Source organism: Streptomyces tatrensis, assembly GCF_049310065.1.
In the GTDB taxonomy this organism is placed as follows: domain Bacteria; phylum Actinomycetota; class Actinomycetes; order Streptomycetales; family Streptomycetaceae; genus Streptomyces.
This window is the reverse complement of sequence record NZ_JBMDLB010000011.1, coordinates 5,518,538-5,535,332: the sequence shown is the minus strand read 5'-3', so window position 1 is coordinate 5,535,332 and position 16,795 is coordinate 5,518,538. Positions and strand designations below refer to the sequence as shown.

At 71.2% G+C, this 16,795-nt stretch carries 19 protein-coding genes and 1 pseudogene; 5 read left to right on the top strand and 15 right to left on the bottom strand.

Annotated elements, in window-relative coordinates; all coding sequences use genetic code 11:
- Window positions 1–101: 101 nt before the first annotated feature.
- The 6 genes from ACODT5_RS41195 to ACODT5_RS41170 all read right to left on the bottom strand — a co-directional run bounded on the left by ACODT5_RS41195 (window position 102) and on the right by ACODT5_RS41170 (window position 4,688).
- Entirely contained in the window at window positions 102–800 is a 699-nt protein-coding gene (locus ACODT5_RS41195; protein WP_422524079.1) for an FG-GAP repeat domain-containing protein, read from the bottom strand.
- Window positions 773–1,360: a hypothetical protein gene (locus ACODT5_RS41190; protein WP_422524078.1), complete on the bottom strand. Its 588-nt coding sequence runs from the start codon at window positions 1,358–1,360 to the stop codon at window positions 773–775. The genes ACODT5_RS41195 and ACODT5_RS41190 overlap by 28 nt, the downstream gene beginning before the upstream one ends.
- The gene (locus ACODT5_RS41185) at window positions 1,357–2,274 is read right to left on the bottom strand and encodes a hypothetical protein (protein ID WP_422524077.1); all 918 of its coding nucleotides are present in this window, start codon (window positions 2,272–2,274) and stop codon (window positions 1,357–1,359) included. The genes ACODT5_RS41190 and ACODT5_RS41185 overlap by 4 nt, the downstream gene beginning before the upstream one ends.
- Window positions 2,275–2,362: 88 nt before the next feature.
- Complete coding sequence (locus tag ACODT5_RS41180; protein WP_422524076.1) at window positions 2,363–2,887, bottom strand: GNAT family N-acetyltransferase; 525 nt, start codon at window positions 2,885–2,887, stop codon at window positions 2,363–2,365.
- A gap of 102 nt (window positions 2,888–2,989) precedes the next feature.
- Window positions 2,990–4,153, bottom strand: coding sequence for an aminofutalosine synthase MqnE (mqnE, locus tag ACODT5_RS41175; RefSeq protein WP_422524075.1), 1,164 nt, complete (start codon window positions 4,151–4,153; stop codon window positions 2,990–2,992).
- Window positions 4,154–4,232: 79 nt separating this feature from the next.
- Window positions 4,233–4,688: an Lrp/AsnC family transcriptional regulator gene (locus ACODT5_RS41170; RefSeq protein WP_243340137.1), complete on the bottom strand. Its 456-nt coding sequence runs from the start codon at window positions 4,686–4,688 to the stop codon at window positions 4,233–4,235.
- A gap of 130 nt (window positions 4,689–4,818) precedes the next feature.
- Here ACODT5_RS41170 and ACODT5_RS41165 point away from each other — a divergent pair, with 130 nt between their 5' ends.
- On the top strand, window positions 4,819–4,953 hold the full coding sequence (locus tag ACODT5_RS41165) for a hypothetical protein (protein ID WP_275431884.1): 135 nt from the start codon (window positions 4,819–4,821) through the stop codon (window positions 4,951–4,953).
- On the opposite strand, the gene ACODT5_RS41160 is transcribed toward ACODT5_RS41165, so the two are convergent.
- Window positions 4,950–5,636 (bottom strand): UbiX family flavin prenyltransferase, encoded by a 687-nt coding sequence (locus tag ACODT5_RS41160; RefSeq protein WP_422524074.1) that lies wholly within the window; start codon window positions 5,634–5,636, stop codon window positions 4,950–4,952. The genes ACODT5_RS41165 and ACODT5_RS41160 overlap by 4 nt on opposite strands.
- 86 nt (window positions 5,637–5,722) lie before the next feature.
- Between ACODT5_RS41160 and ACODT5_RS41155 the strand changes: the two genes are divergently transcribed.
- Window positions 5,723–6,358, top strand: coding sequence for a rhomboid family intramembrane serine protease (locus tag ACODT5_RS41155; protein WP_422524073.1), 636 nt, complete (start codon window positions 5,723–5,725; stop codon window positions 6,356–6,358).
- Here the strand turns inward: ACODT5_RS41155 and ACODT5_RS41150 are convergent.
- The 4 genes from ACODT5_RS41150 to ACODT5_RS41135 all read right to left on the bottom strand — a co-directional run bounded on the left by ACODT5_RS41150 (window position 6,355) and on the right by ACODT5_RS41135 (window position 9,961).
- Window positions 6,355–6,771, bottom strand: coding sequence for an SRPBCC family protein (locus ACODT5_RS41150; protein WP_422524072.1), 417 nt, complete (start codon window positions 6,769–6,771; stop codon window positions 6,355–6,357). The two genes, ACODT5_RS41155 and ACODT5_RS41150, sit on opposite strands and share 4 nt — an antisense overlap.
- Before the next feature lie 88 nt (window positions 6,772–6,859).
- Window positions 6,860–7,783: a menaquinone biosynthesis prenyltransferase MqnP gene (gene mqnP / locus ACODT5_RS41145; RefSeq protein ID WP_422524071.1), complete on the bottom strand. Its 924-nt coding sequence runs from the start codon at window positions 7,781–7,783 to the stop codon at window positions 6,860–6,862.
- A complete protein-coding gene (locus tag ACODT5_RS41140) occupies window positions 7,780–8,247 on the bottom strand; it encodes a hypothetical protein (RefSeq protein ID WP_422524070.1) in 468 nt (155 codons plus the stop codon). Before ACODT5_RS41140 ends, mqnP begins: the two co-directional genes overlap by 4 nt.
- Before the next feature lie 256 nt (window positions 8,248–8,503).
- Window positions 8,504–9,961, bottom strand: a complete 1,458-nt coding sequence (locus tag ACODT5_RS41135) for a menaquinone biosynthesis decarboxylase (RefSeq protein WP_422524069.1) — start codon at window positions 9,959–9,961, stop codon at window positions 8,504–8,506.
- 117 nt (window positions 9,962–10,078) lie between these two features.
- Here ACODT5_RS41135 and ACODT5_RS41130 point away from each other — a divergent pair, with 117 nt between their 5' ends.
- Window positions 10,079–10,384: a PLD nuclease N-terminal domain-containing protein gene (locus tag ACODT5_RS41130; RefSeq protein ID WP_422524068.1), complete on the top strand. Its 306-nt coding sequence runs from the start codon at window positions 10,079–10,081 to the stop codon at window positions 10,382–10,384.
- A 13-nt stretch (window positions 10,385–10,397) separates the two neighbouring features.
- Here ACODT5_RS41130 and ACODT5_RS41125 read toward each other — a convergent pair whose 3' ends face one another.
- The gene (locus ACODT5_RS41125) at window positions 10,398–11,312 is read right to left on the bottom strand and encodes a LysR family transcriptional regulator (RefSeq protein WP_422524067.1); all 915 of its coding nucleotides are present in this window, start codon (window positions 11,310–11,312) and stop codon (window positions 10,398–10,400) included.
- Between the two features lie 144 nt (window positions 11,313–11,456).
- Between ACODT5_RS41125 and ACODT5_RS41120 the strand changes: the two genes are divergently transcribed.
- Complete coding sequence (locus ACODT5_RS41120) at window positions 11,457–12,926, top strand: MFS transporter (RefSeq protein ID WP_422525189.1); 1,470 nt, start codon at window positions 11,457–11,459, stop codon at window positions 12,924–12,926.
- Window positions 12,927–12,935: 9 nt separating this feature from the next.
- Here the strand turns inward: ACODT5_RS41120 and ACODT5_RS41115 are convergent.
- A pseudogene (locus tag ACODT5_RS41115) lies at window positions 12,936–13,115 on the bottom strand (cupin domain-containing protein); the annotation flags it as partial.
- Between the two features lie 219 nt (window positions 13,116–13,334).
- Here ACODT5_RS41115 and ACODT5_RS41110 point away from each other — a divergent pair.
- Window positions 13,335–13,781 carry a MarR family winged helix-turn-helix transcriptional regulator gene (locus ACODT5_RS41110; protein WP_422525188.1) on the top strand — a complete coding sequence of 149 codons (447 nt, stop codon included), beginning with the start codon at window positions 13,335–13,337 and terminating at the stop codon, window positions 13,779–13,781.
- Window positions 13,782–13,864: 83 nt separating this feature from the next.
- On the opposite strand, the gene ccsB is transcribed toward ACODT5_RS41110, so the two are convergent.
- Window positions 13,865–14,962, bottom strand: coding sequence for a c-type cytochrome biogenesis protein CcsB (gene ccsB / locus ACODT5_RS41105; protein WP_422524066.1), 1,098 nt, complete (start codon window positions 14,960–14,962; stop codon window positions 13,865–13,867).
- Window positions 14,962–16,791 (bottom strand): cytochrome c biogenesis protein ResB, encoded by a 1,830-nt coding sequence (resB, locus tag ACODT5_RS41100; protein ID WP_422524065.1) that lies wholly within the window; start codon window positions 16,789–16,791, stop codon window positions 14,962–14,964. The genes ccsB and resB overlap by 1 nt, the downstream gene beginning before the upstream one ends.
- Window positions 16,792–16,795: the final 4 nt, after the last annotated feature.

Below are 16,795 nucleotides of genomic sequence, written 5' to 3'. Positions count from 1 at the left end.
CTACGGCGGTTTGTGCCCGTCCAGTGAAGCACGCCCGGGCCACGGGCAAGGGCGCCGGGGGGCTTCGGCGGACGCGGAGTCGGCCCCCCGGGCCCTCGCCGTCAGGAGATGCGGATGCCCAGCCAGTTCGTGGCCTTGCCGACCTGCGACCTGTTTTCGAAGCCGCCCTGGCCGTTGCCCCGGTTCAGCCAGGCGCGGCCGTCCTTGTCGAGCGAGATCAGGTCGGCCCGGCCGTCCCCGGACAGGTCGAGCCCGCCGACCACGTCCTTGTAGGAGGTGCCCCAGTCCTTGAAGACCAGGGACCGGGGCGCGAAGGTGCCGGCGCCGGTCCCGTCGAACCGCCACAGCTCGTTCGACGCGTCGAGGGCCAGCAGGTCGTTCCTGCCGTCGCCGTTGAGGTCCCCGGCGGCGATCAGCTTCTTGTACCCGCCGAAGCCGGACCCGGCGAGCGTGCGGGTCTTGAAGCCGCCCGCGCCGTTGTTCGCGTACACGTACAGCTTCCCGGTCGAGGCGGACCGGGTCAGCAGGTCGGCCCGGCCGTCGCCCGTCACGTCGCCGGGCGAGAGGACCTGGTCGTACCCGCTCCAGTCCGAGGAGACCTTGACGTGGGGCGACTGCCGGTCGGGCAGCCCGCCGCAGATCGTCGGGTGGACGCGGGCCTCGCCCTTCGGGAAGCGGACGAACACGTCGTTGCAGCCGTCGCCGTCGAGGTCGCCGAACGGCAGCACCAGGGTGTCCGTCGTCGACCACGTGATCGCGCGCCGCCCCGCGGTCAGCTTCGTCGCGTCGCCCGCGTACACCTTGACCCCGGTGCCGTCCCGGCCGAACAGTCGGCCTTGCCGTCGTCCGTGTGGTCACGCCACTTGGGCAGCGCGCGGCTGGTGGTGGTGGCCTGGTAGACGCCGTTCGGAACGACGCTGTTCGTCTCGCTCAGCTTGTACTCGTCCCACAGCGCGACGGGCCGGCCGAGCGCGTCGGCGGCCATTCGGGGCGGCCCGGTGAACCGGGCGCCCGTCGTGCTCAGCCGCCGCGGGGCGGACCAGGCGCCGTTCTTGAAGACGGCGGCCATCGTGTACTCCTGGTACGAATACCCCTCCCGCCAGGTCACCGTGACCGTGCCGCCCGAGGTCGCGGCCGCGGAGACCGCGCGCACCTTCTCGTGATGGGCGAAGCCCTGCACGGACGACTGCCACAGTCCGGTGGCCGCCGAGCGCACCCGGCTCCAGCCCGGCTCGCCGGCGACGAAGAGGTCACCCCCCGGCAGGTAGACGGGCGCCGTCATGCCGTACGTCCTGCCGTTGCCGGTGACGGGCTGCGGGGTGCTCCACTGCGTGGAGCCGGCGGGACGGCGCGTGTTCATGAGCGGGACGTGGCCGTAGAACATTTCGAAGCCGCCGTGCGGATCGGCGAACACCCTCGGGCGCGCCAGGAACACGCCCGGGACCGGAAGTCCTGGACCGCGGTCCAGGCGGCCGCGCCGGGGGCCTTCTCCAGGGCGACGACGGCCTTGCTCACCTGCCACTGCCACACAAGCAGGGCGGTGCCGTCCTTGGCGACTGCCAGATCCATGCTGGAGATCTCCCGGCTGCCGGACGGCGGCTGCGCGTTGAGGTTGGCCGGAGCGCTCCACGCGGCCTGCGGGCCGGGCTTCTCGGCGGCCTTCACGACGCCGAAGACCGACCACACCGCGACCAGCCGGCCGTCGGGGGCCGCCGCCAGGTGGTGTTTGCCCTTCTCGGGGACCGCGGCCACGTACTCGGGCTCGGAGAAGGCGGTCGCGCCGGGCGCGAGGGTGGCCACCTTCAGCCAGTAGTTGTTCTGGTCGTCGGCTCGCTCGGCCCGCCAGACCAGGCGCACCGAACCGTCGCCGAGGGAGACCAGCTCGGTGTTGTACCCGCCGGCGTCCGGCCAGGCCCGTGCGGCGAGCCAACCGGTGCTGCCGGCGGGCCGGATCCGGGTGGAACGGGAGAGCCCGTCGCCGGTGAGGGAGACGAGGGCGCCGTTCCCCGCCGACACCAGGGCGTTCACGCCGCCCGAGGAGGAGGCGGGGTCGGGGTCGGGAGTGTGCAGGGTGCTGGCGCCCCACGGGCCCGGCACAAGCGTCGCGCCGGCGGCCGGGGCGGTACCGGCCGCCGTCGCGGTGGCGGTGTGGTCCGCGGCCGGGGCCGCGGCGGCGGTCTGGGCGGCGCTCTGGGCGGCGACCGGGGCCGCGGCCACCAGGGCGAGGACGGGAGTGAGCGCGATGCCGAGCACGGCGCGGGAATACGAAGTCATGGGAAAGCCCCCCCCGGGCAAGGCGCATCCGGTCTGTTGCACGGATGCGCCGGACTGTTCGAACAAGTCGCGCGGAGCGTATACGGCTCTAGCGCAGCGGCAGAAGCATCGTGATGTCGTCACGGTCGTCGCCCGGGGCCACGCGGCTGGCGCCGGGGACCCGGCCGACCTCCTTGTAGCCGCAGGCGGCGTAGAAGTGCTCCAGGCCCAGCCCGCCCCGGCAGCCGAGGCGGACCGCCTCGATGCCCTCCATCGTGCGGGCGGCGTCCGCGACGGCGTCCATCAGTGCGCGGCCGGCGCCCTGCCCCTGGAGGGCGGGGTCGACCATGACGGTGTAGAGCCAGACCCAGTGCTTCTGCAGCCGGTGCTGGTTGGGGGCGATGACGGCGGTGGCGCGCACCCGGCCGGCGGCGTCGCGCCCGACGAGCAGGCGGCTGCGGCCCTCGGCGGCCGCGGCGAGGTGCTTGTCCACCTCGGGGCGGACGTCCGCGACGGCGACGGGCGGTACGAAGCCCACTGCCCCGCCGGCGTTGGACACGTCGGTCCAGAGCACGGTGAAGTCTTCGGCCAGGGCGGGATCGACGACCGGATCGAAGGTAAACGTAATGGCCATTAGGCTAGATTAACTATTACTAGCAGCGGTGCGCAAAGGGCCCCGGCCACCCCACGAGGAGGACCGGGGCCCAAGGCATCAGGACATCAAGGCGTCAAGGCGTCAGACCCGCATCGCCTGCGGCGTCTCGCGGAGCTCCGAGTCCGGGCCGGGGTACTCGCGGATGATCTCGTAGCGCGTGTTGCGCTCGACCGGGCGGAAGCCCGCCTCGCGGATCAGTTCCAGCAGGTCCTCGCGGCCCAGCTTGTTCGGGGTGCCGTAGTTGTCCGCGTCGTGCGTGATCTTGTACTCGACGACCGAGCCGTCCATGTCGTCCGCGCCGTGCTGGAGGGCGAGCTGCGCCGTCTGCACGCCGTGCATCACCCAGAAGACCTTCACGTGCGGGACGTTGTCGAAGAGCAGGCGGGAGACCGCGAAGGTCTTCAGCGCCTCGGCGCCCGTCGCCATCGTCGTGCGCGCCTGGAGCTTGTTGCGTACCTTGCCGTCCTTCATGTCCACGAAGTCGTGCTGGTAGCGCAGCGGGATGAAGACCTGGAAACCGCCGGTCTCGTCCTGCAGTTCGCGCAGCCGGAGCACGTGGTCCACGCGGTGGCGCGGCTCCTCGATGTGCCCGTAGAGCATCGTCGCCGGGGTCTTGAGGCCCTTGGAGTGCGCGAGGCGGTGGATGCGCGACCAGTCTTCCCAGTGGGTGCGGTGGTCGACGATGTGCTGGCGGACCTCCCAGTCGAAGATCTCCGCACCGCCGCCGGTGAGGGACTCCAGACCGGCCTCGATCAGCTCGTCCAGGATGTCGGAGGCCGACATGCCGGAGATCGTCTCGAAGTGGTGGATCTCGGTCGCCGTGAACGCCTTCAGCGAGACGTTCGGCAGCGCCTCCTTCAGCGCGGAGAGCGAGCGCGGGTAGTACCGCCACGGCAGGCTGGGGTGCAGCCCGTTGACGATGTGCAGCTCGGTGAGGCTCTCGTTCTCCATGCTCTTGGCCAGGCGAACGGCTTCCTCGATGCGCATCGTGTACGCGTCCTTCTCGCCCGGCTTGCGCTGGAACGAGCAGTACGCGCACGAGGCCGTGCACACGTTGGTCATGTTGAGGTGGCGGTTGACGTTGAAGTGGACGACGTCGCCGTTCTTCCGCGTGCGCACCTCGTGGGCGAGGCCGCCGAGCCAGGCCAGGTCGTCCGACTCGTAGAGGGCGATGCCGTCCTCACGGGTCAGCCGCTCGCCGGAGCGAACCTTGTCCTCCAGCTCACGCTTGAACCCAGCGTCCATGCCGGTCCTCTCCATCTGTCCTCGAATCCGCACGGTACGTGTGCCCCACAACCGCGCCCCAACCGTACTCTCAGCGCCCTCAGGCCTCCTCCGGCAGGCCCCCGACCCGGTTCTCCCACTTGGTGGAGAGCACGATCGTCGTACGCGTGCGCGAGACGCCCTTGGTGCTGGAGAGCTTGCGGATGATGCGCTCCAGCCCGTCCACGTCGCCGGCCCGGACCTTGAGCATGTACGAGTCGTCGCCGGCGATGAACCAGCAGTCCTCGATCTCCGAGAGGTCGCGCAGCCGGCGGGCCACGTCCTCGTGGTCCGCGGCGTCGGACAGCGAGATGCCGATCAGCGCCGTGACGCCGAGGCCGAGCGAGGCCGCGTCCACGGTCGCGCGGTAGCCGGTGATGACTCCGGCCGTCTCCAGCCGGTTGATCCGGTCGGTGACGCTGGGGCCGGAGAGGCCCACGAGCCGGCCCAGCTCGGCGTACGAGGCGCGTCCGTTCTCACGAAGTGCCTGGATGAGCTGCTTGTCCACCGCGTCCATGTACCTGGAACCTTCCATTATTCGGCATTCCCTCAAGTTTAGGTATAGAATCAAAGGCACACAGGGTCGACACCCTGTGAATCTTTCAACAGATCAACGACGATCTGACAATTTTCAGGAGTGGTTCACCGTGTACACGATCGAGATGGCCTACGCGCACATGCGACAGCTCCAGGAGCTGGCCAACCGATCCCGCACCGACCAGCCCGCCGCCGCACACCGCGTCGACAAGACCCGCAAGCCGGGGCGCGCCAAGAAGCGCTAAGCGCCACCGCTTGCCTCCCGGGTACGGGAGCCTCCGAGCTCCCCTTCCCACCGGCGGTACAGCCCGTGCGGCACCCCTGCCGCGTCGAGCACCCGCCCCGCGACGAAGTCCACCAGATCCTGGATGTGCGTCGCACCCGCGTAGAACGCCGGAGAGGCGGGCAGCACCACTGCGCCCGCCTCGTCCAGGCTCACCAGATGCTTCAGCGTCTGCCCGCTCAGCGGGGTCTCCCGTACCGTCACCACCAGCCGGCGCCGCTCCTTGAGCGTCACGCTCGCGACCCGCTGGAGCAGGTCCTTCGACAGCCCGAGCGCCACCCCGGCCACACAGGCCGTGGACGCGGGCACGATCAGCATCCCCTTCACCGGGTACGAGCCGCTGCTCGGTCCGGCCGCCAAGTCGCCCGCGGGCCAGTAGCGCACGCCGTCCAAGTCTGGGCGCGGATAAGTCGCGGGCTTGCCATCGGCCCCCCGCTCCAGCCACTCCCCCAAGTCGTCCCGCCAGTGCGCGTCGCGGAAGGCGATCCCGGTCTCGTCCAGCAGGGTCAGTCTGGACGCCCGGCTCACCACCAGGTCCACGCCCTCGCCCGCCGCGAGCAGCCCGCGGATCACCGCGGCCGCGTACGGCGTCCCGGACGCCCCGGAAACCCCGACCACCCACGGGGTGCGCTTGCCCTCAGTCATACCTCCGAGACTATCCGGCCACCGACGGGGGGCACTGGCTAAGGTGTCCGCACGTTCAAGGGGTGGACACGGCGGGAGGGGTAGTCATGAGCGGAAGCGGAAGCAGTACACACCCGGGCGGTACGGGCTCCTTCGCCTGGAGCCGGACCGGCAGGACCGGCCGGGCCGTGGCCGCCGCGAAGCTGATGCTGGGCTGGGTGGCGCTGCTGTGGCTGATCGAGGCCGTCGACTACGCCACCGGCCACGCGCTCGACTCCTACGGGATCACCGCGCGGGAGGCCGACGGCCTGAGCGGCATCCCCCTGGCGCCCTTCCTGCACTTCGGCTTCGACCACGTGGCCTCCAACAGCGTCCCGCTGCTGGTCCTCGGCTTCGTCACCGCGCTGAGCGGCATCGGCCGCTTCCTGGCCGTCTGCGCGGCCATCGTCCTGGCCGACGGCTTCGCCGTCTGGCTGATCTCCCCGCCCCACAGCATCACGGCGGGCGCCTCGGGCCTGATCTTCGGCCTCTTCGGCTACCTACTGGTCCGCGGCTTCGTGGAACGCAGCCCGCTGGGCGTCGCGGTCGCCGTCGTCATCGCCGCCGTCTGGGGCACGACCTTCCTGGCCGGAGCCCTCCCGACGGACTCGATGGTCAGCTGGCAGGCCCACCTCTTCGGCCTCCTGGCCGGCGCGGCGGTCGCGCTGGCCGCGCGGCCTCGGCCGGAGGTGGCGGCGGTCTAGGTCGCGAGGAGGCCCGCGAGCTTGTCGAAGCTCTGGGTCCAGCCCTCGTCGTGCAGGGCGCGCCGCCCCTCAGTGGCGAAGTCTCCCTGTACGAAGACGAGCCGAGTCGAGCCGTGGGCGTCGCCGTGCAGCTCCAGGGTCACGGTCGTCTCCTGGTCTTCGGGGTCGGGGTCTTCCCAGCGGAAGGTGTACGACAGCACGGCGGGAGGATCCACTTCCAGGAATTCGCCGACGAGGAAGAACGACGCCCCATCGGGCGGTTGCATCTCGATCCGATAGGCCCCGCCGGGCCGCAGGTCGCTCTCCACCTGGGGAATGGTGAACCCGTCCGGCCCCCACCACTTCGCCAGCTCCGCAGGTTCGGTCAAGGCCTGGAACACGATCCCGGGCGCTGACGGGAACGTTCGCACCATACGGAGTCTGAGCGATCCATCCCGAGTCATCACGCCCCCTGGTATTGGTGGCAGGAGTGGACACCTCCATCGTAGGAGGCCGGAGCCGTTACAGCGACAGCCCCCGCACCACCAGGTCCAGCAGGGCGCACACGAACAGCGCCATGCCGATGAAGCCGTTCACCGTGAAGAAGGCGCGGTTCAGGCGGGACAGGTCGTGCGGGGTGACGATGGTGTGCTCGTAGACGAAGGCCGCCACGACGATCAGCAGGCCGAGCCAGAACAGCCAGCCCGCGCCGGTCGCCACCGCGTACCAGGCCAGCAGGGCCGTGGTCACGACGTGCGCGCCGCGCGCGCCCCACAGGGCGGCCGGGATGCCGTAGCGGGCCGGGACGGACTTGACGCCCTCCGCGCGGTCCGCGGCGACGTCCTGGCAGGCGAAGATCAGGTCGAAGCCGCCGATCCACACGCCCACCGCGAGGCCGAGGATCACCGCGTCCCAGGACCATGCGCCGGTGATCGCGATCCAGGCGCCGACCGGGCCCATCGCCTGGGCGATGCCGAGGATGGCGTGCGGGAAGTTCGTGAACCGCTTCCCGTACGGGTACACCACCATCGGCACGACGGCGACCGGCGCCAGCATCAGGCAGAGCGGGTTCAGCAGCGCCGCCGAGCCGAGGAAGACGGCCAGGGCGATGCCGGCCCCGGTCCAGGCGGAGCGGACCGAGACGGCGCCGGTCACCAGCTCGCGCCCGGCGGTCCGCGGGTTCCGCGCGTCGATCTCCCGGTCGATGATCCGGTTGGCGGCCATCGCGAAGGTCCGCAGCCCCACCATGCAGACGGTGACGAGCAGCAGCTTGCCCCAGTGCATCCGCTCGTCGAGCGTGAACATGGCGGTCAGCGCGGCGATGTAGGCGAAGGGCAGCGCGAAGACCGAGTGCTCGATCATCACGAGCCGCAGGAAGGCCTTCACCTTGCCGGTGGCCTGCGGCGCGGGCCCGGATCCGAGGACCCCTTCGGCTGCGGATGTCATACGAGGGTTCTCCGGAAGTCTTCGAGGTCGGCCAGCAGGTCCGCCGTGGGGAGCGTGCCGAGCTCCAGGGTCCACGGGCCCGCGTCGTGCCCCTCGGGCGGGGTGACGTGGGCGGTCAGCTGCCAGGTGGTGGGAGACGGGCTCGCCTCCAGGCGCAGGAAGTTCCCGGCCTCGGCGGTGAACGGCTCGCCCGCCACCAGGGCGCGCTGGAGCTGCTCCGCGAAGTCGTCCGCCTCGATGTCGCGCGCACCGGGCAGCTCGAAGCCGTCGCCCTCGCCGTCCTCGTCGAGCATCAGCGCCCAGACGTTGCCGGGACCCGCGAACTCCTCGGGCGAGACACCGGCCTCCGCGGCGGCCTCGCGGACGCCCGGGTCCGACGGGTCGAGGCTCGGGCGCACCAGGGCCACGTAAACGGTGTCGGTACCGATGAAGAGGGCGGGCCCTCCCGTCTCGTTGTCGCTCACTGGGAGCCTCCTAGGGCAGAAAATGCCGTTTCGCCCCCAGGGCAGAACGCCACCGGATAGCGTGCGTGTCGTGCGTTGCGAGAACCAAGCGCGTACAACGTGTCGAGCGAGAACCAAGCCGGCACGGCAACCTCCACAACTTCATACACCCGGGCTGGTTTCAACCCGGCTGGTGTTGATCGCGGAAGACTCGGTCGCTCGCTGAGCGACCGAGCGGCGTGAGCCAGGAATCCCCTTCCTTCGGTCAGGGGGGGATTCAAAGGCCGTATTCCTTCCAGCGGCGGTCCACCAGGGCCGCCGTAGAAGGGTCGGACTCGACCATGTCAGGCCAGCCGCCGTCGCGGGTGTACCCCTCCGTCGGCAGCTTCTTCGTGGCGTCGATGCCGGCCTTGCCGCCCCAGAACTGCTGGTAGGAGGCGTGGTCCAGGTGGTCCACCGGACCCTCCACGACGGTGAGGTCGCGGGCGTAGTCCGTGTTGCCGAGCGCGCGCCAGGAGACCTCGTGGAGGTCGTGGACGTCGCAGTCCTTGTCCACCACGATGATCAGCTTGGTCAGCGACATCATGTGCGCGCCCCAGATGGCGTGCATGACCTTCTGCGCGTGCTTGGGGTACTTCTTGTCGATCGAGACGATCGCGCAGTTGTGGAAGCCACCCGACTCGGGGAGGTGGTAGTCCACGATGTCCGGGACGATGATCTTGAGGAGCGGGAGGAAGAAACGCTCCGTCGCACGGCCCAGCGGGCCGTCCTCCGTCGGCGGCCGGCCGACGACGATCGACTGGATCAGCGGACGCTTGCGCATCGTCACGCAGTCGATCGTCAGCGCGGGGAACGGTTCCTGCGGGGTGTAGAAGCCGGTGTGGTCGCCGAAGGGACCCTCGGGAAGCGTCTCCCCCGGCTCCAGCCAGCCCTCGATGACGACCTCGGCATTGGCCGGGACCTGGAGCGGGACCGTCTTGCAGTCCACCATCTCGATCCGCTTGCCCGCCACGAACCCGGCGAAGAGGTACTCGTCGATGTCGCCCGGCAGCGGCGCGGTCGACGCGTACGTCACGGCCGGCGGGCAGCCGAAGGCGATCGCGACCGGCAGCCGCTCGCCGCGCGCCGCGGCCACCGCGTAGTGGTTGCGGCTGTCCTTGTGGATCTGCCAGTGCATGCCGATGGTGCGCTTGTCGTGGCGCTGGAGGCGGTACAGGCCGAGGTTGCGCACGCCCGTCTCCGGGTGCTTCGTGTGCGTGAGCCCGAGGTTGAAGAAGGACCCGCCGTCCTTGGGCCAGGTGAAGAGGGCCGGCAGCTGGTCCAGGTCCACGTCGTCGCCGGTGAGGACGACCTCCTGGACGGGCGCGGAATCGCCCTTCACCTTCTTCGGCGGCACGTGCACCATCGAGCCGAGCTTGCCGAAGGCCTCGCGGACGCCGATGAAGCCCTGGGGCAGCTCCGGCTTGAGCAGACCGCCGATCTTCTCGCTGATCTCGGCGTACGACTTCAGCCCGAGGGCCTTCAGCAGGCGCCGGTCGGTGCCGAAGACGTTCATGGCCAGCGGCATCGCCGAGCCCTTGACGTTCTCGAAGAGCAGCGCGGGTCCGCCCGCCTTGTTCACTCTGTCGACGATCTCCCCGACCTCTAGGTACGGGTCCACTTCGGCCTTGATGCGCTTGAGGTCGCCCTCCCGCTCGAGGGCCCGGAGCAGCGAGCGGAGATCGTCGTAAGCCATGCGGGCAATTGTGGCATCCCCGCTCAGAGCCCGAAGCGCGGCGGGCCCTCTACCCTGGAAGAGTCCACGGCGGGCCTGCCCGGCCCGCACCGTTCTTCTGGGGGTCGGTCCCACACCGTGCTGCGCTATCTGCCGTTCCTGCTGATCATCGCGCTGACCATCTACACCTTCATCGACTGCCTGAACACGCCGGAAGAAGAGGTCAAGCACCTTCCGAAGGTCGTCTGGGTCCTGATCATCCTGCTCTTCTCGATCGTCGGTCCGATCGTGTGGCTCTTCGCGGGCAAGAAGCGGGTGCCCGGCGGCGCCGGCCGGCCGCGCCCCGGCCGCCGCACGTGGGTGGCCCCCGACGACAACCCGGAGTTCCTGAAGTCCCTGCGCGAGGAGCGGGACGAGACGGAGAAGGACAAGGACAAGGAGTAGGCCCTTCGATGCCTCAGCCCGGCGTCGCGGGGTGGCGGGCCTTCGCCGCCCGGCCCGCCGCCTGTGCGAAGGCCCGTACGGCGCCGGTGTCCTCGCCCGCGCGCCAGACCAGCCCGTACCCGACCGGGTCGGCGTCGGCCACCGGTACGTGGGTGACGCCGGGGCGGGCGTGGTAGGCCGCGGCGTGGGCCGAGGTCAGCAGGGCGCCCCGACCGGCCGCGACCAGCATCAGCGCCTCCTGCAGGTTCGTCACCTCCGGGCCGCGCCGGATCGGCCGCCCGCCCGGGGTGCGCGCCGGGGCCTGGTGCTCGCGCAGGTACGCGGGCAGGTCCCCGGCGACGGACAGCAGCGCGACCCCCGCCAGTTCCTCCAGCGTCACGGAGTCCCGCGCGGCCAGCGGATGCCCGGCGGCCACGGCCAGCGCCCGTGCCTCGGTGATCAGCTCCGGCCCCTCCCCCAGGTCGGGTTCGCGGACCGGGAACTCGGCGAAGGCCACGTCGAAGGCCCCGCCGCGCAGTTGCCCGTACGGGTCGGAGAGCGGCACCTCGCACACCTCGACGGTGATGCCGGGGTGCGTGGTGCGCAGGGCCTGCGCGGCGCGCAGGACGAGCTCGCCCGCGGGCGGGGTGGTGAAGCCGACGTGCAGCACCCCGTCCGCGGCGCGGGCCGTCGCCGCGGCCCGGTCCAGGGCGGCGGCGATGCCGCGGTGGTGGGGTTCGAGGTCGGCGCGGAGCTGTGCGCCGAGCGAGGTGAGGGCGACGCTGCGGCTGGTGCGCAGGAAGAGCCGGGCGCCGACGCGCCGTTCGAGGCGCTGCACCAGCTGGCTGACGCGGGCCCGGGACAGCAGCATGCGCTCGGCGGTGCGGCCGAAGTGCAGCTCCTCGGCCAGGATCAGGAAGCAGTCCAGCTCATCGCGATCGGTAAGCATGGCTGAACGAACGTTGAGGTCTTCGCCGTTGTTCCCCTGCGGGCGGCGGGCGAGGGTGGTTGAGCCGGCAACTTCCCGCTCTTCCTCTTCCTTTCCCTGATCCTGCGAGGTCTCTCCGTGGTCTCCATCGATTCCGTCGATTCCATCCGCGGGCGCCGGCTCGGCGTCCTGCTCGTCCTGTGCGGCGCCATCTTCCTCGAAGGCATCGACGTCGCGATGCTCAACGTGGCCCTGCCCTCGATCCGCGCCGACCTCGGCCTCGAAACCGGCACGCTCCAGTGGGTGATGAGCGCCTACGTGCTCGGCTACGGCGGCTTCATGCTGCTCGGCGGCCGCGCGGCCGACCTCTTCGGGCGCCGCCGGATGTTCATCGGCTGGCTGACGGTGTTCCTGCTCTTCTCCGGGCTCGGCGGGCTCGCCACCGAGGGATGGCAGCTGATCGCCGCCCGCTTCGTGACCGGGGTCGCCGCCGCGTTCATGACCCCGGCGGGCCTCTCCATCATCACCACCGGCTTCGACGAGGGGCCCCAGCGGGAGAAGGCGCTGCTCGTGTACTCGGGCACGGCGGCGGCCGGGTTCTCCGTCGGGCTGGTCGCGGGCGGGCTGCTCGCCGCGGTGGGCTGGCGCTGGGTGTTCTTCGCTCCCGTGGCGCTGGCCGCGCTGATCCTGGCGGGCGCGCTGACCTTCGTACCGAAGGCGCCGAAGGCCCCGAAGGCCCCGCAGGAGCTGCTGGCCGGGCGGCGGGGCCGGATCGACGTGTGGGGCGGGCTGCTCGTGACCGCGGGCGTCGTGCTGCTCGTCCTCGGTGTGGAGGAGCTCGCGGCGCTGCCCGCGGTGGCGGGGCTGGCACTGCTCGCGGCCTTCGCCCTCGTCGAGCGGCGCACGGCCGAGCCCCTGGTCCGGCTCGGCGTCCTGCGCTCGCCCGGGCTGCTGCGGGCCAACGCGGCGGCGCTGCTGTTCTCGGCCGCGTTCTTCGGCTTCCAGTTCCTGGTGGTGCTCTACCTCCAGGAGGTGCGCGGCTGGTCCACCCTGCAGACGAGCCTCGCGATGCTGGTGATCGGGATCGACGCGGTCCTCTCGCCGACCGTGGTGCCGAAGCTGGTGACGCGGTACGGGAACGGCCGGCTGATCTTCGGCGGGCTGCTGCTGGCGGCGCTGGCGTACGGGCTGTTCCTGCCGCTGGGCGCCGACTGGTCCTACCTGCTGATGCTGCCGAGCCTGGTCCTGCTCGGCCTGGCCTTCGCCCTGGTCTACGGGCCGCTGACCATCGTCGCCACCGAGGGGGTCGCGGAGGAGGAGCAGGGCCTGGCGGGCGGTCTCCTCTACACGGCGTTCCAGTTCGGCGCGGCGCTCGGGCTGGCCGGTGTGACGGGGGTGGCGGCCGGCGCCGCCGAGCCCCTGGACGGGTACCGGGCGGCGCTGCTCGTCCCCTTCGCGGCCGTCCTGGTCGCCGCGGCCGTCAGCCTGCCGGGGCTCCGGCGGGGCTCACACCGCCCAGGGCAGGGGGCGGGTGCCCTCGGTGCCGGGTACGGAGACGAGGCCGTCGGCGCGCATGGCGACGTACACCTCGGTGTCGGCCAGGGCGTGGACGTGGCGCAGGACGTCCGGGGGTAGCACCACGGCCTCGCCCGCGGCGACCTTCTCGGTGCGGCCGCCGCAGGTGACGTCCAGGGCCCCGGCGGTGACCGTCCAGACCTGCTCGCGGCTGACGGAGTGCTCGGGGCCGGTGATCCCGGCGGGGATGGCGGCGTGCCAGGTGCTCAGTTCGGCGCTGCCCCTGCTGGGCGAGGCGTAGCCGGTCATGGTCGCGTTCGGGGTGGTGATGACGTGCTCGGGGGACGGGGTGATGACGCGCAAGGCGGTTCCTTCGCTTCCGGGGCAGATGGGTCCAGCCAGTGAGTCAAGCTGCTTTACTCATGCGAGTAAAGCAGCTTGACTCACTTGTGTCACCATGTTTCCGTGACCACCCACCAGAGCGACGACGGCACCGACGACGGCAGCGGCAGCGGCGACCACGGCGGCATCGAGCTGACCTTCCTCCTCGGCCTCGGCTTCCAGCTCCTGCTCGGCGAGTTCACCCGCCGCCTCGACGAGGCCGGGTACGCCGACGGCCTGCGCCCCCTGCACGGCATGGCCTTCCAGGCCCTGGGGCCCGCCGGCGCCACCGCGACCGAGCTCGCCGAGCGGCTCGGGGTGACCAAGCAGGCCGCCGGACAGCTCGTGGACGACCTGGAGCGGCGCGGCTACCTGCGCCGCACCCCGCACCCCGAGGGCGGCCGGCGCAAGCTGGTGGTCCTGACGGAGGCCGCGACCGCCCACCTGGGGGCCGCCGGGCGGGTACTGCACGAGCTGGAGGCCGAGCTCGGCCGCGGCAGCGTCGACCTCGGCGCCCTGCGGACCGAACTGGGCCGCCTGGTCCACACCCTGAACGGGGACGGCCCCCTCCCGCCGCTGCGCCCCGCCTGGTGACGGGAACGCCGGAGGGGCCGGGCGGCCTTTCGGCTGCCCGGCCCCTGCGGTCCTGCGGTCCTACGGTCCTGCGGTCCTACGCGTCAGACGCCCGCGTACGAGTGCTTGCCGCTCAGCAGGATGTTCACGCCGTAGTAGTTCCAGATCCAGCAGGCGAACGCGAAGAGCGCGAGGTACGCGGCCTTGCGGCCCTTCCAGCCGGCCGTGGCGCGGGCGTGCAGGTAGCAGGCGTAGGCCACCCAGGTCACGAAGGACCAGACCTCCTTGGGGTCCCAGCCCCAGTAGCGGCCCCACGCGTCGCCGGCCCAGATCGCGCCCGCGATGATCGTGAAGGTCCACAGCGGGAAGACGGCCGCGTTGATGCGGTACGAGAACTTGTCGAGCGAGGCCGCCGACGGGAAGCGCTCCATGACCGAGGTGGCGAACCTGCCGGGCTTGCCGCCCCGCACGAGCTTGGCCTCGTAGGAGTCGCGGAAGAGGTACAGGACCGCGCCGGCCGCGCCGATGTAGAAGACCGCACCGCAGATGATCGCGGTGGAGACGTGGATCAGCAGCCAGTACGACTTCAGGGCGGGGACCAGCTGGTCGCTGTCGGTGTAGAGCACCGTGGTGGCGATGCCCAGGTCGAGCAGGACCGTGGTGACCAGGAACAGGCCGAGCCAGCGGACGTTCTTCTTCAGCGCGAGGAGCAGCAGGTACGTGCCGACGGCCACCGTGGAGAAGGTGATCGAGAACTCGTACATGTTGCCCCAGGGGGCCCGCTCCACCGACATCGCGCGGGCGACGACGCCGGCCGCCGCGAGCAGGAAGCCGAGGGCGGTCAGCGAGACCGCGATGCGCCCGTACAGGTCGCCCTGGACGGTGCCGCCGGCCGCGCCGGGGCCGTCCGGGACGTCACGGGTGCCGGCGGCGCTGCGCGTGACCACCTTGGGCTTGTCGAGGACGGCGGTGCCGGCCTTGCCCCGTACCTGGACGGCCGGGGCGGCTGCCTTGGCCCCGGACCCGGAGGCGGCCCCGGACTGGGTGAGCGCGGCGGCCGTACGGGCCACCTTGCTGCGGCTGCCGAAGATCCACTCGGCGATGTGGGCGAAGAAGGCGAGGGTGTAGACCGCCATGGACGCGTAGATCAGGTTGTTGCTGAGGTGAGCCAGACTCTCGTTGGCTGCGGCCGCGAGCTGCATTACGCGCGCTCCCCTTCGACTTCTTCGGCTTCTTCGGCTTCTTCGGCAGGTTCGGCAGGTTCGGGTTCGGTATCGGCGACCGGTGGCGCGGGCGGCGCCGCGCTCGGCGCCCGGTCGTGGAGCGCGCCGGCCAGGGCCGCCAGCTCCTCCGGGAGCCTGGCGGACTCGCTGCGGCCGAGGCCCGCCATCTGGACGACGGTCACGCCGTCCCCGCCGCGGAACGCGCGCACCCAGATCCGGCGGCGCTGGATGAACAGGGAGCCCGCGAGTCCGGCGATGGCGGCGACGGCGCCCGCGAGGGCGAGGCCGCTGCCGGGCTGGTGGGTGACGGAGAAGGTGGCCCAGCGCTCGATGCCCTCGAACTTCACGGTGCCCTGGCCGCCGGGCAGTTCCATGCTCTCGCCGGGCACCATCCGCTTCGCGAGCGGCTTGCCGTCCGCGTCCTTGTACTGCTCCATCTTGGAGGTGTTCAGCTGGTACACGTTCTGCGGCAGGCCCGAGTCCACCCCGAGGCTGCCGTGCCACGCGTTCAGCGCGAGCGCGGGATTGTCCAGCTCCGGGAACTGGGAGAACATCGTGCCCGCCCCCGCACCCGCGAAGGTCGGCACGAACATCGCGGCGAAGCCGAGCTGCGTCGTCTTCCCGTCCTTGTCCTTGTAGCCGTCGGTGACCTTGACGGCGCCGGTCGAGGTGAGGTTGCCGTCCTGCGGCAGCATCGGCACGGCGTCGCGGTAGATCACCTTGCCGGTGGGGTCGGTCACCGAGATGACCGGCGCGTAGCCGTGGCCGAGCAGGTAGACCTTGGAGCCGTCCACCTCCAGCGGCTTGTTGACCTGGATCTCGCGCTTCTCCGGCGTGCCGTGCGCGCCGTTGCTGAAGGTGACGTACGCCTTGAAGTCGCGCGGGGTGCCCTTCTGCGGGCCCGTGCGCTCGAAGGTGGCGTCGAACTTGTCCAGGGTGAAGGAGAAGGGCGGCAGGTCGTCGGAGTCGAAGAGGCCGCCGGCCTTGAAGTCGTCGTACTGGGTGAGCGTGTTCGAGAAGCCCTTGCCGCGCAGGACGAGCTTGCCGCCCTCGGACTTGAAGTACTGGCCCCAGGCGAAGGCGATCAGCATGACGATCAGCGCCACGTGGAAGATCAGGTTCCCGGCTTCGCGCAGGTAGCCCTTCTCGGCCGAGACCGATCCCGACGTCGATCCCCGCCCCGATCCCGCGTCGGCCTCCGTACGGAAGCGGCGGCGGCCGAGGAGGCCGCGGGCGGTGGTGAGCACCTCGTCCGGGGAGGTGTCCGTGCGCCAGGTCGTGTACGCGGGCATCCGGTTCAGCCGCTTGGGCGCGGCGGGCGGCCGGCCGGTGAGCTGGCCGACGAACTGCCAGGAGCGCGGCAGGATGCAGCCGATCAGCGAGATGAACAGCAGCAGGTAGATCGCGGAGAACCACACCGAGCTGTAGACGTCGAAGAGCTGGAGCTTCTCGGCGACGCCCACCCAGGAGGAGTGCTCCTTCTTCCAGGCGGCGACCTTCATCAGGTCGACCTGGTTCTGCGGGACCAGCGAGCCGGGGATGGACGCCAGCGACAGCATGAAGAGGAGGATCAGCGCCACCCGCATGGAGGTGAGCTGCCGCCAGAACCAGCGGGCCCAGCCGAGCACCCCGATGCCCACGGGGCCGCCGGGGGCGTCCTCCAGGGGGGCGGTGGACAGCTGCGCACCGGCGGCCGCCTCGGCGGAAGCCTCGGCGGAGGCTTCCGCGGAGGCCTCGGCGGAAGCGGAATCCTCGGGCTCCGGGGCATCGTGCGGCGTCTCGGTGGACGCCTTGTCGGTCGTACTCATGTCC

Excerpts from the sequence above, each read along its gene's own strand:
- ACODT5_RS41190 (WP_422524078.1), bottom strand. The coding sequence starts at position 1,360 with ATGAACACGCGCCGTCCCGCCGGCTCCACGCAGTGGAGCACCCCGCAG.
- ACODT5_RS41185 (WP_422524077.1), bottom strand. The coding sequence starts at position 2,274 with ATGACTTCGTATTCCCGCGCCGTGCTCGGCATCGCGCTCACTCCCGTC.
- ACODT5_RS41180 (WP_422524076.1), bottom strand. The coding sequence starts at position 2,887 with ATGGCCATTACGTTTACCTTCGATCCGGTCGTCGATCCCGCCCTGGCC.
- mqnE (WP_422524075.1), bottom strand. The coding sequence starts at position 4,153 with ATGGACGCTGGGTTCAAGCGTGAGCTGGAGGACAAGGTTCGCTCCGGC.
- ACODT5_RS41170 (WP_243340137.1), bottom strand. The coding sequence starts at position 4,688 with ATGGACGCGGTGGACAAGCAGCTCATCCAGGCACTTCGTGAGAACGGA.
- ACODT5_RS41160 (WP_422524074.1), bottom strand. The coding sequence starts at position 5,636 with ATGACTGAGGGCAAGCGCACCCCGTGGGTGGTCGGGGTTTCCGGGGCG.
- ACODT5_RS41155 (WP_422524073.1), top strand. The coding sequence starts at position 5,723 with ATGAGCGGAAGCGGAAGCAGTACACACCCGGGCGGTACGGGCTCCTTC.
- ACODT5_RS41150 (WP_422524072.1), bottom strand. The coding sequence starts at position 6,771 with ATGGTGCGAACGTTCCCGTCAGCGCCCGGGATCGTGTTCCAGGCCTTG.
- mqnP (WP_422524071.1), bottom strand. The coding sequence starts at position 7,783 with ATGACATCCGCAGCCGAAGGGGTCCTCGGATCCGGGCCCGCGCCGCAG.
- ACODT5_RS41135 (WP_422524069.1), bottom strand. The coding sequence starts at position 9,961 with ATGGCTTACGACGATCTCCGCTCGCTGCTCCGGGCCCTCGAGCGGGAG.
- ACODT5_RS41125 (WP_422524067.1), bottom strand. The coding sequence starts at position 11,312 with ATGCTTACCGATCGCGATGAGCTGGACTGCTTCCTGATCCTGGCCGAG.
- ccsB (WP_422524066.1), bottom strand. The coding sequence starts at position 14,962 with ATGCAGCTCGCGGCCGCAGCCAACGAGAGTCTGGCTCACCTCAGCAAC.
- resB (WP_422524065.1), bottom strand. The coding sequence starts at position 16,791 with ATGAGTACGACCGACAAGGCGTCCACCGAGACGCCGCACGATGCCCCG.